The 15,026-nt window shown below is 72.5% G+C and carries 8 protein-coding genes; 6 read left to right on the forward strand and 2 right to left on the reverse strand.

The annotated features are described in order from the left end of the window. Positions 1 to 6: 6 nt before the first annotated feature. On the reverse strand, positions 7 to 1,272 hold the full coding sequence (locus tag Pla133_RS05075; protein WP_145063121.1) for a hypothetical protein: 1,266 nt from the start codon (positions 1,270 to 1,272) through the stop codon (positions 7 to 9). Further along, positions 1,272 to 1,718, reverse strand: coding sequence for a hypothetical protein (locus Pla133_RS05080; protein ID WP_145063123.1), 447 nt, complete (start codon positions 1,716 to 1,718; stop codon positions 1,272 to 1,274). The genes Pla133_RS05075 and Pla133_RS05080 overlap by 1 nt, the downstream gene beginning before the upstream one ends. 384 nt (positions 1,719 to 2,102) lie before the next feature. Here Pla133_RS05080 and Pla133_RS05085 point away from each other — a divergent pair, with 384 nt between their 5' ends. From Pla133_RS05085 to Pla133_RS05110, 6 genes are all read left to right on the forward strand, one after another. Further along, the gene (locus Pla133_RS05085) at positions 2,103 to 5,120 is read left to right on the forward strand and encodes a tetratricopeptide repeat protein (protein WP_419192150.1); all 3,018 of its coding nucleotides are present in this window, start codon (positions 2,103 to 2,105) and stop codon (positions 5,118 to 5,120) included. A 23-nt stretch (positions 5,121 to 5,143) separates the two neighbouring features. Beyond that, positions 5,144 to 5,941, forward strand: coding sequence for a MotA/TolQ/ExbB proton channel family protein (locus Pla133_RS05090; protein ID WP_145063127.1), 798 nt, complete (start codon positions 5,144 to 5,146; stop codon positions 5,939 to 5,941). Positions 5,942 to 5,944: 3 nt separating this feature from the next. Continuing rightward, positions 5,945 to 6,361 carry an ExbD/TolR family protein gene (locus tag Pla133_RS05095; protein WP_145063129.1) on the forward strand — a complete coding sequence of 139 codons (417 nt, stop codon included), beginning with the start codon at positions 5,945 to 5,947 and terminating at the stop codon, positions 6,359 to 6,361. Positions 6,362 to 6,379: 18 nt separating this feature from the next. Next, a complete protein-coding gene (locus Pla133_RS05100) occupies positions 6,380 to 10,063 on the forward strand; it encodes a PD40 domain-containing protein (RefSeq protein WP_145063131.1) in 3,684 nt (1,227 codons plus the stop codon). Between the two features lie 136 nt (positions 10,064 to 10,199). Then, on the forward strand, positions 10,200 to 11,525 hold the full coding sequence (locus tag Pla133_RS05105) for a hypothetical protein (RefSeq protein WP_145063133.1): 1,326 nt from the start codon (positions 10,200 to 10,202) through the stop codon (positions 11,523 to 11,525). Positions 11,526 to 11,698: 173 nt separating this feature from the next. Further along, on the forward strand, positions 11,699 to 14,872 hold the full coding sequence (locus Pla133_RS05110; protein WP_145063135.1) for a VCBS repeat-containing protein: 3,174 nt from the start codon (positions 11,699 to 11,701) through the stop codon (positions 14,870 to 14,872). Positions 14,873 to 15,026: the final 154 nt, after the last annotated feature.

Genomic DNA, 15,026 nt, shown 5'->3' on the forward strand with positions numbered 1-15,026 from the left:
CGTCGATCACCGGCTCAAGCGGAAGCCCACCGAGAACACACTGTCGTCGTCCACGTCGAAGGGCAGCCGGCCGGTGGCGTAGCTTGCATAGACCCCCGACTCGTCGCTGAGCACGAACTGGAAGTAGTTGGAGGCGTCCAGATCGGCCGCGCTGACGCCGCTGCTCGCATCGAGTTCGTGATAGAAGCGGTAGTCGAGCGAGGCCTTGAGTGTCCGACCCTGGATCGTCCCAAAGGTCGACGTGTAGCCAACCTCGGCGCGCAAGCGCGGGTAGGGATCGGCGTCCTCGCCTGCGGCGCGCCGACCCAGGTCCTGGTCCGGGTCGACCAGGTCGAGACCCAGGTTGATCGCCGGGAAGGGACCCATGCTCGGAACGGGCTGGTCGTCGCCGGTCAGCCACCGCGTGAGCGCGAAGGGGTACTCGGCGAGGTTCCAAGCCGCGACGCCGGGATCGCTCGACCAGAGCTGGCCTCCAAGCTCGACACCGTAGACGGCTTGTCGATTGGTGAAATCCTGATCGCTCTCATGGCCCACGCGCAGGTCGCCGTGCCAGGCCCAGATCGACTTGTCGGGGGGCACCGCGGTCGGATTCTCGAGGACGAATCGCCTGAATTCAGGAGTCTGTGCGGCATCCAACGAGGTTAGACCGAGGTCGCTCGAGAGCTGCGAGATCAGCTCGTCCGCGTCAGCGCGGAGGTCGTACCGTTTCTCGACCGCATCGGGGTCTCCCGCTCTCGCGAGGCCGTCCAGCGTCTCGATGCTTGTCGTTGTGCGACCGAAGTAGCTCGCTCGCAGAGACGCCTCAAGGAAGTCGAAGGGGTTCTGCCGCTGTTCAGTGAAGACCTGTCCGCGGGCATCCAGCGAGAACGCTACGGCGGAGCGGCCGTTCGCGAGGGTCAGGGGATCGACGAGGTCCTTGTTCAGCTCGAAGCGCAGGCCGAGCCCGGACTCCCGGTCGGTGTCGCCTGGAGCTGTGGTGATCAGCTCCAGCTCGAGCCCTTCGAAGAGCCGGCTGAGGCGGCCGTTGGCCACCCCAACGAGCTCTTCGCGCAGCTCGTCGTCGATGACGTCATTGACCTCCTCGAGTGCACGGTCCGGCTTGGTGCCCTCGGCGTCGTCGCCGGGCTGCTGGAGCGGATCGATTCGGACGGGAGTGGCGGGGGCTGCAGCGGCAATTGGAAGGGCTTGCTGTGTTAGTCCGTTCGCTGCGGTGAAGGCCAGGGCGAGTAGAGCCCGGGTCGCCCCGAGGGGAGCGCAGTGCTGGGCGAACATCAGTCGGCCTCCCGGCGCATCCTGTAGAGATCGTCCGCCGTGTCGGCGAGATCCTTGACGGTGCGGGTCCTGCCACTCTCGAGCACCGAGAAGAGCTCCGAGATCGCCGAGCCGAAGTCGATCCCCGCCTCGTAGTGGGCACCGAGCCATTCCGTGAAGCGCTCGTCGATCCGCAGGGCCAGGGCCTTGGCGGCGGTTCGGCGGGAGCCGTCACCGACTTCGTTCCAGTACCGCAGAGCCGACAGCTTCGTCGCGCCCGCCTGGGCGAAGGGGGTATCGAGCCCCTCGAACTGACCGAGGAAACTGAATGTCGCCATGTAGGCAGGGACGTCCAGCCCCCAAGGACGAGCTTGCCTCCCGGCTCCAGTGCCGCCGCTCGATCCGCCGCTGTCGTCGGTGCCGCGGGGTGTCGTCGCCTTCTTCTTCGTCGCTCGCTTCTTCGCCATCTCGTTCCTCCGTTGGATGGGGTGGTTACCCGTGAGAACGAGATCCGTGGGGAGACCGGCGCGCGGACTTCCAACTTTCCTCCGAGCACCGCCGGGAGCACTGCTGCGGTGTTCGTCGCTGTTGGCGGTGCGCGGGCCCAACCAGGGCAGGTGCCGAGCCGCGGGGTCGCCGGCGCCGCACCGCTTGGGATTCGACGGTCCGCTGTTTCGCCCCCGCGGCACTTTTCTTTCCGGCCTCGCCTAGCCCGGGTGCCCGTCGTCCATTGCGCGCGGGCGCAAAATCGGGCCCTGCCAGGGGGGTTGTCGTCGCGCGGCGAGATGCTCGACTACTGGGGTAGAAGTCCCGCCGTCCCCGGCCTCGCCGCCCAGCTCGAAAGCCGCCCCATGTCGCTCGCCCTCGGCGCCCTCGCCCTCGGTCTCGCGTCCCTCGGAACCCCCGCGCCGCCCGATGCGGACGAGGACTACCAGTACCTGGCGGGCCTGGCCCAGCGAGGCCTGCACGAGCTGGTCGTGCCCGAGGCGCGCAAGTTCATCGGCGAGTACCCGAGCGACTCGCGCTTGCCCCAGGCGCGCTATCGCCTGGGCGACGCCCTCTTCGCCCTCGATCGCTTCGAGGAGTCCCTGGCCGAGTTCGAGCGCCTGGACCGGGTCACGGGCTTCGACCTGGCCTTCGAGGTCGACCTGCGCCGCGGCCAGTGCCAGCTCGAGCTGGGCCGGCCGGAGCTGGCGATCGAGCCCCTGCGCTCGGTGGCCGACGGGGGGCCGCAGTACCTGGACCGCTCGGCGACCTTCCTCTTGGCCGAGGCCCTCTTGCGTTCGGGCGACGCGGAGCGAGCCGACCGGCGCTACGCCGAGGTGCTCGAGGACGGCGGCGGCGACCTGGCCGCCGACGCCTGGCACGGCCGCGTCTGGTGCGCCTTCGACGCCGGTCGCCACGCGGACTGCGCCGAGCGCGCGGCCGAGTTCTTGCGGCGCTTCGAGTCCGACCCGCGTGCCGACGAGGTGCGTTTCCTCGCGGCCGAGAGCGACCTGGAGCGCGGCCAGGCCGAACGCGCCCTGGCGGGCTTCCTGGCCGTGCGCAGCGGCGACCAGGTCGACGCCGCCCTGCGCGGGGCGGGCTTCGCCGCTGCCGCTCTGGACCGACACGATGAGGCCGCCGGCCACTTCGCAGCCCTGCTCGAGCGCTTCCCGGACAGCCGCTTCGCCGCGGAGTGTGCCCTGCACCGCGGCATCGCCCTGTTGCGCGCGCAGCGCGTCGACCAGGCCCGCGGCGCCCTCGACGACCCGCGCGTGCCCGCCGGGGCCGAGGCCGAGTACTGGCGCGCTCGCGCCTCCGCCGCCGCCGCCGACCACGCCGCAGCCTTGAGTCACGCCGAAGCCGGCCTGCGGACCAGACCTGAGGGCGAAGTCGCGCGCCGGCTGCAAGTGGCGCGCGGCGACGCGCTGTTGGCCTTGGGGCGCAACGCCGAGGCCGCCGACGCCTTCGAGGCCGGGGGCGGCGGCTACGCCCTCTACTCGGCGGCCGTGGCGCACCTCGAAGACGGGCGCGCCGAGGAAGCCCTGGCCCTGGCCCAGCGCGTCGCGGCGGGTGGCGGCGAGGAAGCCAGCGCGGCAGCGGTGTTGGTCGCCGAGGCCCAACTGGCCCTGCAGCGCTTCGACCAGGCCGAGCAGTCCTTCGCGGCCCTGGTCCAGAAGGAGGGCGACGCCGCCGAGCGTGCGCGGCTCAGCGTGCGCTTGGGTTGGGCGCGCATGGGCCGGGGCGACGCCGCGGCGGCGCGCGAGGCCTTCCTCGTCGGGACGCGCGCGCCCGAGGGCAGCGACGTCCTGCCGGAGGCGACCTTCATGGCCGCGCGCTGCGCCGATGAGTTGGATCGCGGCGAGGAGGCCATCGACGGCTACGCGACCTTCCTCGAGCGCTGGCCTGCCGCTGGGCGACGCACCGAGGCCCTGGTGCGGCTCGCGCGCTTGGTACCCGGCGAGGACGGTGAGCGGCTGCTCGAGAGCGCGGCGCGGGACGCGGGCGAGCTCGGCCTGCGCGCGCGCTTCGACCTGGCCGAGCGCCTCTCGGACCGCGGCGAGTTGGCGCTGGCGCGCGGGCACTACGCGGCGCTGGTGGGCGCGCAGATCGAGCGCGAGCTGCGCCAGAGCTCGACCTACGGCCTGGCTTGGTGCGAGTTGAATCTGGGCGAGGTGGCAGCCGCGGCGGCGAGGCTCGATGCCCTGGCACGCGAGCGCGATGTCGAGCCCGAGTTGAAGTCCTCGGCCCTCGAGCTGCTGGTCTGGGCCGCCCGCTCCAGCGGCGACGCCGCGGCGACGCGCGAGGCCTATGCACGCTTCGCCGCGACCAAGCCGGACGACGCGCGCCTCCTGGCCGCGGCGCGTTTGACTTCGGCCGCGCTCACGGAGGCCGGCGCGACCGAAGCGGCTCTGACCCTGCTCGGTGAGGCGAACCGCGGTTTGGCCAGCCCCGAGGCCAAGGCCGGTGCCCTGGTCGAGGCCGCGTGGGTGCGGCTCGACGCCGGCGAGGTCGAGCGCGCCGAGGCCGAGTTGGCCCAGGCGCGCAAGCTCGCGCCGGCGAACGCCTCCCTGGCCGAGGCGAGCTTCTTCGTGGGCGAAGCGCGCTTCGAGCGCGGCGAGGACGAGGCGGCCGCGGCCGACTACGCCCTGGCAGCGCCGCACCTGCCGGCGGAGTTGGCCCCGGCACTGCTCTACAAGTGGGGCTTCGCCGAGCTGCGGCGCGGCAACAGCGCCGCGGCGGAAGCGCGCTTCGCGCAGCTCCTGGCCCAGCACCCCGACAGCGAATTGGTGGGGGAGACGCTGTTCCTCGTGGGTGAGGCGCGCTTCCGCGACGAGCGCTTCGAGCAGGCCATCGCGCCCCTCGAGCAGGTTCTGGCCGAGCACCCGCGGCACCAGGTCGTACCCAAGGCGCGCTTTCGCCTGGGCGTGGCCGCCTCCCGGGCCGGTCGTCACGAGCGCGCGGCGGAGGTGCTCGGCGAGCTCGCCCGCCGCAACCCCGACTTCGAGCACCTGGCCGAGGCCGACCTGTGGCGCGGCCGCTCGCTCGCGGCCCTGGCCCAGACCCGCGCCGCCCGCGCCTGTTTCGATCGCGTGATCGCTGCCGACGACGGCGTGCTCTCGGCCCGCGCGCGGATCGAACTCGGACGACTCGACACGGCCGCCGGCGAGCTCGACGCGGCCCTCTCGCACTTTCTGAAGGTGGCGGTGCTCTACGCCCTGCCCGAGGAAGTGGCCGAGGCCCTGTTCCTGGCGGGGCAGGTGCTCGAGGCCCAGGACCGCGCCGACCTGGCCAAGGCGCGTTACGTGGAAGCGAGCGAGAAGTACCCGCAGACAGCCTTCGGTGTGCGCGCGGCGGAGCGCCTCGCCGCCATGGGCTCGCGCTGACCGACCGCAAGGGCGAAACGACCATGACGATTCAGACGATGACGATGCCGCTCCTCGCGCAAGGCGCTCCCGACGACCTCGAGTCCATGTTCGAGCTGGTCGTGGCGGGCGGTCCGATGATGGTCCCGATCGCGCTCTGCTCGGTCGTGGCCGTGGCCTATTCGGTGGAGCGTTGGTTGCGCTTCCGGCCGGGTCTCTTGGGTTCGCGGCGCTTCGGGCGCGACGTGGTCGCCGCCGTGCGCGAGGGCGGCGTCGAGGGCGGCCTGACCCTGGCGCGCTCCAAGCAGAGTCCCCTGGCGCGCATTCTCGCCCTGGCCCTCGAGCGCGCGGACGAGCCCTTCCTCGACCGGGAGAAGATGGTCGGTGACTTCGCCTCCAACGAGATCCGGCGCCTGGGCAACAACCTGCGCCCGCTGCTGCTCGTGTGGTTGATCGCGCCGCTGCTCGGTCTGCTCGGGACGGTGTGGGGCATGATCGAGGCCTTCGGCGAGATCGCCGGCAGCGCGGGGATCGGGCGTCCGGAGCTCCTGGCCAGCGGCATCTACCAGGCCCTGACCACCACCGCCGCCGGCCTGGCCGTGTCGATCCCCGCGGTGGTCTGCTACCACCACCTGCGCGGGCGGCTGGACGCCTTCGGCCGCCGGGTCGAGGACCACGCGCGCGATCTGGACGCGGCCCTGCGCGAGCGCAGGGCGGAGCTCGCCCCGGCCCCGGTGGTCGAGCGCAGCAAGGCCCCGAGCGCGAACGGCTCGGCTCACGAAGCGCAGACCGCCCAGACTCCGCCGGTGCCTGCATCCGTTCCCATCGGTACCGAGGCCTGAGCCATGCAGATCGACGACGGCCGAGGCGAGGAGGAGCTGCAGCTCAACCTGGCGCCGATGATCGACGTGGTCTTCCTGCTCTTGATCTTCTTCATGGTCGCCACGACCTTCGTGGAGCCCGAGAAGCAGATCGACCTCGAGCTGCCCCAGGCCGAGAGCGGTTCGGAGCCCGAGGAGCTGCCCGACGAGCTCTTGATCCAGGTCCTGCGCGACGGCCAGATCCTGCTCGGCACCGTGGAGCACACGCGCGAGTCCCTGCGCGCCGAGCTCGAGCGCACGGCCCGCGCGCGTCCCTCGACTCCGGTCACGGTGCGCGGCGACGAGGCCGTGGACTACGGACGCGTGGTGGGGGTGCTCGACCTCTGCCACTTGGTCGGATTGACCGACACCAGCCTGATCGTGCGCGAATCCGCTGACTGAGGGCCGCCGGAGGCATCCATGGAAACGCAACGCAACAGGCACCTGGGCAAGGACGTGGTCGTCGTCCTGGCCCTCGTGGGCGTCGGTTTCCTCCTGGCGTGGGTGCGCTTTCGGCCCTACCTCGGCACGGAGGGGCAGTACACCGACGGGATCGCCAGCTACGACGTGACCGAGGTCGGCTCGGTGCGCTACGCGATCTGGGAGGCGCCCGAGTCCCTGGGTGCGGAGGTTGCGACGGCCGACGACGAGGGCCGCGCGACGGTCACGCCGGACGGTCGCCAGTTGGTCTTCGCGGTGGGCCAGCGCGGCCAGGGCGCGGACCTGTGGACCTGCGACCTGATCGACGGTGTTCCGCACGGGGCGCGGCCGTTGCGCGCGCTCAACACGCCCTCGGACGAGCTGGCCCCCTGCTTCGGTCCCGGCGGCCTGTACTTCGCCTCCGACCGCCCCGGCACCCACGGAGGCCTCGACCTGTGGCGCGCGCCCTTCGACGGCTTCGACTTCGGAGAGCCCGAGCTGCTCGGCGGCGACCTGGCTTCGGCGGCGGACGACACCGACCCCGCGCCCCTGCCAGGCGGCGGGTTGGCCTTCGCCTCCAACCGCGACGGCGGGCGACTCGAGCAGTTCGACCTGTTCCTGGCGCGGCCGAACCCCAGCGAGCCGGGAGCCTTCCTGGTCGAGCCCCTCGCACCGCTCAACACCGGCTTCGACGAGCGCGAGCCCGCGGTGGCCGGCGACGGTCGGGTGCTGTTCTTCGCCAGCGACCGCGAGGGCGGCCAGGGGAGCTTCGACCTCTACCGCAGCGGCCTCGACTTGGACGGTTGGAGCACGCCCCAGGCCCTCGAGAACCTGAACGGACCGGGGGCGGACCGGGCGCCGGCGCCGTCGGTGGACGGCTTCACCCTGGTCTACTCGAGCGAGTTCGAGGGCAGCGGCGCGGACCTGATGCGCGCGACCTCGCGCGAGCTGTTCCGGCGCGAGGGCGATCCGGTGGGCTTGAAGGAGCTGTTGCTCTTGGTCCTCTTGCTGCTGCTGGCGCTGTTGGCCTGGGGTGCCAAGCGATGGCGCGGCCTGGACGTCGTCTACCGCTGCTTCCTGATTTCGCTGTTGTTGCACCTCCTGCTCTTGTGGTGGTTCCGCGAGGTCTATCCGGAGTCGAAGGAGCTGGAGCTCGCCGCGCGCGAGGACGGGGTCAAGGTGCGCCTGGTCACGCGCTCCGACGGCGCGCGCGAGGGCAACGCCGAGCGCGCCGGCGAGCTCGCGGTCGAGCGCAGCCGAGCCGAGGCCGCGGGCGAGCCCCAGCGCGCGGCAGCCGAGACCTCGGCCCTCGCGGCCGCGGCGCCCTCCGCGGCAAGCCTGTCGCGGCGTGCGGCGGAACTCGGCGCCGAGCCCGTGCGGGTCGCGGCCGAGGCGGAGCGTCAGGCGCAGTCCACGGCCGACCGGGCCCAGGTGGCCGCGCCCCGCGAAGAGTTCAGCCAGCGCAGCGGCGCGGCGGAGGCTCTGGCCCTGGCGGCCAGCGAAGGCCCGGCGGCGCAGCGCGTCGAACCCGCGGCGCCGTCCGGTGAGGCGATCTTGGCCGGGCTCGCAGCGGCTGCCGCGGTGCCCTCCGCGCGCCCCTCGTCCGCGGCGATCGCGCGGCCCAGGGGCGCGGACCTGGGCGCGGCCCCCGAACGCCGCTCGGCCGAGGCGGAGCGGGTCCAGGACGGGCGCCCCGCACCCGAGGTCGCCGTCGCGAGCTTGGAAGAGACCTTCGTGCGCCGCGCGGACGCGGGCAGTGGGGAAGTCGCCCTCGAGGCCTCGAGCCAAGTGGCTTCGGCCAGTCGCGGGGCCGTCGCTGCTCCGGCCCGGCGCGAGGTCGCAGAGCCCGGTGGCTTCGCCTCACCCTTGCCCGGCTTCCAAGCCTCGGCCGAACTGGCGGGCGGGGGCGACGACGGGGCGACGTCCATGCGCGCGGCGATCGACGTGCAGCGGAGCGATTCGGCTTCGCAGGACGTCACCGTGGCCCTGCCCGACGACGCGAGCGAGCTCGTTCCCCGTGCGACGGGCGGCGGCGAGGCGGCGCCGGAGCTGGTCGCGATGAGCTTCGAGAGCGCGCGTCGCGAGGTCGATTCAGGCCCGTCCCGGTCCGCCACGATCGGGGACGACCTGAGCCCCTTGGTCAGCGCGACCGCCAGCCCCGCGCGGGCCGCGCGACTCGATGCACCGGCCGCCATCCCCATTCCCCGCCGCGGCCTCCCGGATCTCCCCGCGCGTCACTCCCAGTCGACCGAAGTCGCCGTCGCCGTCGCCGCGCCCGACGACGGCGGCCGGCCCGACACAGGCGTCGCTGCTGCGGTCGAGGCCAGCGCGCCCGCCAGCGCGGGGAGCAGCGCCGCCCTGGCCCTCGTACCCACCAACCGCGTCGCCGAACGCGCGGGCACCCTCGAGCTGCCCCGCCGCCGCGGCAGCGACCTGGACCTTCCGTCCACGGCTCCCACGGGCCCGCGCTTGCCCGACCTCGGCGGCCTCGCCGCGGCTGACACCGATGCGCCGCGCCGCCGCTGGGAGCACACCCCCTACGCCAGTCGCAGCGGCGCCGCCAAGGTGCGCGCCCTCGACCTGCTCGGGGGATCGCAGGAGACCGAGGCCGCCGTCGCCTCCGGCCTGGCCTACCTGGCCCGCATCCAAGCCCGCGGCGGCTGGTGGGGTTCCGAGGACGACTACGACCGCAAGTACCACCACGTGGTGATCGGCAAGACCGGCCTGTGCCTCCTGGCGTTCCTCGGCGCCGAGCACACGGCTGACAGCGCGAGCGAGCATTCCGACGTGGTGCGCCGCGGCATCGACTTCCTGCTCGGCGTACAGGACGAGCGCTCGGGCCACTTCGGCGATTGCACGTCCTACGGCCACGGCATCGCGACCTACGCCCTGGCGGAGGCCTACGCCATGACCGGCGAGGAGCGTCTGCGCAGGCCCCTCGAGCGCGCCGTGGCCCACATCGTCGCCGAGCAGAACCGTCGCGACGACGACCGCCTGCGCGGGGGGTGGAGCTACTACTACCCGGACGGGTCGACCTTCGACCGCTGGCCGCGGGTGTCGATCAGCGTGTGGCAGATCATGGCACTCGAGTCCGCGCGCTTCGGCGGGATCGAGGTCGACGACGAGGTCTTGGACCTGGCCAAGGGTTTCGTCGAACGCGCCTGGGACTCAGAGCGCGGCGCCTACCGCTACAGCCACGACCCCTCGCGCCTGCGCCAGACCTACGCGATCCTGCCCGGCTCCACGCCGGCGGCGCTGTTTGCACTGTCGCTGTTCGACGAGGACATCTCGTCCCGCGAGTACCGCGAGGCGCGGGAGTTCATCTCCGAGAAGGCGCCCCGCGGTTATCGCCACACGGGCACGGACGACTTCGTCTACCGCGCGCGGGGCAACCTGTACTTCTGGTACTACGGCAGCCTGGCCCTGTTGCGCGCCGGTGGCGACGACTGGCGGCGCTGGAACGAGGCCATGAAGGAGACGCTGCTGCCGAGCCAGAACCCCGACGGTTCCTGGGAGCCGATCTCCTCCTACGCCGACTACGCCGGCGACGACAGCCGCGACAAGAGCTACTCCACGGCCATGTGCGTGCTGACCCTCGAGGTCTACTACCGCTACTTCACGCCGCTCTTGTCCCAGGGCGAGGGGCCTGGGGCGGCGCCACCCGCTGGCAGCCGCGGGCGCTAGGGGGGCTGGACCGCCCGCGGGGCTCGAGTCGAGGGCCGCGAGCGAGAGGATTGCCGCGGATACCGTCTTCGAACAGCGCGCCGCCGGCGTTCGCGGTTCTGATGGGAGCTGGCTCATTCCAGTCCATCAGACACCCATGCACCACGCAGTCCTTGCCCTGCTTGCAACGATCCTCGCCGCGGCGGCTCACCCGGCGAGCGCGGCGCTCCAAACGCCGTTGGCCTCCGGCGCCAAGCTCCAGCTCGACTACGACCCGGGCGACGTGCTGGGGGCGATTCCCCAGGCGACCCTCGCGAACCTGGTCTACCCGCCCGCCAAGGGACCGGTCGCCGACGGCTATCCGGTCGAGCCCCTGCCGGTCTTCCTGACCGTGCGCGGCGGCAACACCAACCTGCTGCAGGTCGGGGTGGTGAGCGTGGGCGCCATCGAGGCACAGATGACGGGGCTGGGCTTGGTCGCGATCCAGATCGACCATCCGGTGATCGAGCCGGGGGACGACTACCGCGTCTCCCTCGACGGCGTGCGGCGCGCGGTGCAGTACCTGCGAGCCAACGCGCCGACGCTCAACCTCGATCCCGAGCGGATCGTGATGCACACGCGCTCCATGGGCACCTACCTGGGCTATGGCGTGAGCTTCAAGGAGGACGTGGCCGATCCCCTCGCGACCGATCCGGTGGCGCGGGAGTCCTCGCGGCCGGACTACCTGGCCGCGCGCATCGGCGTGTCCTCGCTGATGTGCTTCGACCTGGCTCCGGGGCCCTGGACCTCGTCCCTGTCGCAGATCGTGTTCCCCGGGCTGGCCTTCGGCGATTCCACCGCGGAGCAGCGCCTGGAGGAATCGCCGACCTGGTGGCTCCTGAACCCCGGCCTGTTCGGTCGCGAGCGCACGCCGCCGATGTTGATCGTCATCAACTCGCAGCACGGCGACGCGTGCGGAGCGATGACCAACATCCACAGCGGTCTGTTGGGCGAGGAGATGCTGCGTGCCCTCGACGATTGGGTGGCCCAGTCCGGCGACGAGGACCTGCGCCTGCGCTCGACCTCGGTCGACAAGCTCGTCTGGCCAGCGGTTGAGGAGCCGATCGCGGACTGGACCCTGGAACGCATGGCGGAGGACTTCGGCGGTCTCTACGTCGCGCCGCCCGCTGGCGATCTGACGGCCGCGGGGGGCGTCCTGAACCTGAGGGCCTTCGGCGCCGAGCTGGGGTCCCTGGTGGAGTTCCGCGGCGGGAGCGGCTGGAGCGCAGCCCCCCCCGTCGGTTGTCCAGGCGCCGTCGGCAGCTTCGCCGCGCCCGTGCTGTTGGGCAGCGCAGTGGCAGGGGCCGATGGGATGGCGCAGGTCGGCGTGACGATCGCCACGCACCAGATGGGCGGGGTGCTCGAGTTTCGGGCCCTGGCGCCGTCGAGTTGCGAGTGGAGCGCTCGCGGCCTGCACCTGCTGATCGCGGGGGCGCAGCAGTGAAGGGCCCGATTGGGATCGCAGCGGTTGCGCTGGTCTTGGCGGTGCCTTGCCCGCCGGCGCATGGCCTCGCGGTGTCTTCGGCGAAGTTGCTTCGTCCTCCGGCGACTTCCCCGGCAGCGCCTCCCCTGGCATCGACCTTGTCGCCGGTGATCTGCGCCGCAGTGGCATCCGCAGTGACATCCGCAGCGGTGCCCCAAGTCGGGCCGCATCACCGCTTCACCTTGCATGGCGCGGAGGTGCTCGACGGGTTGGGCAGTGCGGTGCAGTTGCTGCCGGACCTGAACGGCGACGGTCGTGCCGACTTCGCCGTGGGCGCGCCCCAGCCCGATCGCTTCGCCGCGGGTTACGTGGAGGTCCACTCGGGCGCCTTGGGCACCGAGCTCTTTCGCATCGACGGGCCCGCCTGGAGCGGACCCATGGGCGACCGCTTCGGCGCGGCCCTCGCGGTCTTGGGCGACCTCGATGGCGACGGTTTGCCGGAGCTGGCGGTCGGCGCGCCCGAGGACGACGACGCAGGACTCGAGTCCGGAGCGGTCAGCATCCACTCCGGTGCGGACGGGGCGCTGCTGCAGCGAGTCGCGGGCCTGCAGGCCGGAGAACGCTTCGGAGCGGTCCTCGCGAGCGTCGGCGACGTGAACGGGGACGGGCTCGACGACCTGCTCGTGGCAGCGCCCGGCGGACACCTGCACCCGGGTGCGGCCCCGGGCCGCGTCGAGCTGCTGTCGGGAGCGTGGATCGCCCAGACCGTCGCCGGTCAGCCGACGAGCGGTCCCGCGGCCCTGCTGGACGTCGCCGGCCCCGCGGGCTTCGGCTGGGCGATCGGTCCCGTGGGCGACATCGGCGGCGACGGGTCGATCGACCTGGCTGTCGGATCGCCCGGCGCGGGCGCGGGCGGCGAGGTCGTGCTGATCGACGGCGGGACGGGTGCGGAGCTCGCGCGGCTCTTCAGTCCGTTGGCGGGCGCTCGCTTGGGCGAGGCCTTGGCCGACGCGGGCGACGTTGCGGGCGGGCGGGAACCCGAGCTGCTCGTAGGCGCGCCCGGCCACGGGGGCCTCGGCCGCGTGCGACTGGTCGACGGCGGAGTTCTCGTGGGGCTCAGCGGCAGCGTCGACATCGACAGCCTCGCGGTGCTGCGAACACACGACGGCGCGTTTGCGGGCGAGCGCTTCGGCAGCCGGCTCGCATCGGGGGGCGACCTGGATGCGGACGGGATCGTCGACTACGTCGTCGCAGCTTGCGACGGAGCGTTGACCCAAGGCGGCGGGCGCGCGGCGGCCTACTCGGGCCAGAGCGGAGCCTTGCTGTTCGAACTCGCGGGCAGCCAATCGGGCGAGCTGGCCGGCTGGTCCTTGGCCCTGGGAGGCGACGTCGACGGCGACGGCCACGGCGACCTGGTGGTCGGCCTCCCACGGGCCCAGACCTGGCGCGGCGCGGCGGTGGTGCTTTCGGGTGGGGAGGCCACGCTGGTCAGCGACAGTCACCTCTTGGCCCTCGACGCCGGCGGTTCGGTGGGCTTCGAGCTGTGGGGCGGACCCGCCCTCGCCGCGGACTTCTACGTCCTGGTCGGGAGCCTGTCGGGGACCTCGCCGGGTACTCCGATCGCCGGCGTCGTGCTGCCGATCGTGGTCGACACCTACACCCTCTACAGCCTCGCCGCGCCGCCCGAGCAGTCGGGCTTCATCGGCGTGCTCGACGCGGCCGGGCGCGGGAGCGCGACGATCGTGCTGCCGCCGAACACCCCGCCGGCCCTGGCTGGGGCGACCCTGCACTACGCCTGGCTGGCCGTCGACGGCGCGCCCGGTCTGCCCGGCAGCCACGCGAGCAACCCCGTGCCCTTGAGTCTTTCGATCGACTCCTGCGCGGTGCTCGATCCGCAGCTCGACTGCAACACGAACGGCCAACTCGACGCCTGCGACCTGCTGCAGGGGCTCGAGCTCGACTGCAACGACAACGGGGTCCCGGACAGTTGCGAACTGGCGGCCGGGACGGCTGTGGACGCGGACTTCGACGGGCTGATCGACGCCTGCCAGTCGGTGGTCTTCGTCGACGGCGATGCGACCGGCGTCGCTGACGGCAGCAGTTGGGCCCATGCGTACAACGACCTGTCCCAAGCCCTGGCGGCGGTGCCGGAGTTCGGGCAAGTCTGGGTCGCCGAGGGCGTCTACCGCCCGGGCCCGGTCGGATCGGCGCCGGAGACGACCTTCAGCCTGCGCGAGCATGTGGGGCTCTACGGTGGTTTCGCGGGCGGCGAGTCGAGCCTGGCCCAGCGCGACTCCCAGGCCAACCCGACGATCCTCGACGGCGACCTGGCCGCCGACGACGGCACCCTGGGTGGCACGCTGATCGAGAACGTGTGGAGCGTGGTCACGGCGCCCGCTTCGGTCGACCGGTTCGCGGTGCTGGACGGCTTCACCGTGCGCCGCGGCGCCGCGGACGAGTCCGCCGAGTGCGATCCCGTGGTGGCCATGTTCGACAAGTGCCGCGGCGCCGGACTCTATTGCCTCGGCGCGCCGACGGTGCGCGACTGCGTGTTCGAGGACCACTTCGCCGCCTACAACGGCGGCGCCCTGTACGTGGCCGCCGACGCGCTCTTCGTTAACTGCACGGTCCGTCGCAGCGTGGCCCTGCGCGGCGGCGCGGCCTACGTGGACATCGGCGCCGCGCCGACCTTCGTCAACTGCAGGCTGGTGGGCAACCAGGCCTACGAGGGCGGTGCGCTGTTCGCCAACGGCAACCCCGGTCAGGGGCCGATGCTCGTGAGCTGCGTGGTGCACGGCAATGGCGCGGCGACACGCGCCGGTGGGCTGTTCGTCACCGGTGGCCAGGTGACGCTCGCGGGCTGCACCGTGACCCACAACTCGTGCCTGGGCCCCCTGGCCGGTGTCGGCGGCGACTTCGGCGGCACCTGGCAGATCGATGGCTCGATCCTGTGGGGCAACGTGGGCCTGTTCGGTAGCTCGAACCTCGGCGGCGAGGGCGCTCAGCTCGATGGCAGCGGCGTCACGATCGCGCGCTCGTGCGTCGAGGGCTGGAGCGGGGCCTTGGGTGGCACCGGCAACATCGGGACCGACCCGCTGCTCGCCGATCCGGACGGCGTGGACGGCGTGCTGGGAACGGCCGACGACGACGTCTCGCTGTTGGCCGGTTCACCGTGCATCGACGCCGGGGACGGGCCGGTGCTGGGGCTCGATTGGCACGACCTCGATCTGGACGGCATCATCCTGGAGTCGATGCCCTTCGACGCCGCGGGCAACGCGCGCTTCGTCGACGCGCCGTCAGCGCCGAACAGTGGCCTGCCGCTCCTCGGCAAGGTCCCCGACATGGGGGCGCTGGAGCGGCAGAACTAGTCGCGCTGGTAGTCGGGGGGAGGGGGCGCAGGGCGGCGCGGGACGTACGGTGGCGGGACCATTTGTCCCAACGGCGCGCAGCAGCGCCGGCGACGCCGGCGCTGCTGCGCGCCGTTGGGACAAATGGTCCCGCCACCGTACGTCCCGCGCCGCC

The organism is Engelhardtia mirabilis (genome assembly GCF_007748095.1).
Taxonomy (GTDB): Bacteria; Planctomycetota; UBA1135; order UBA1135.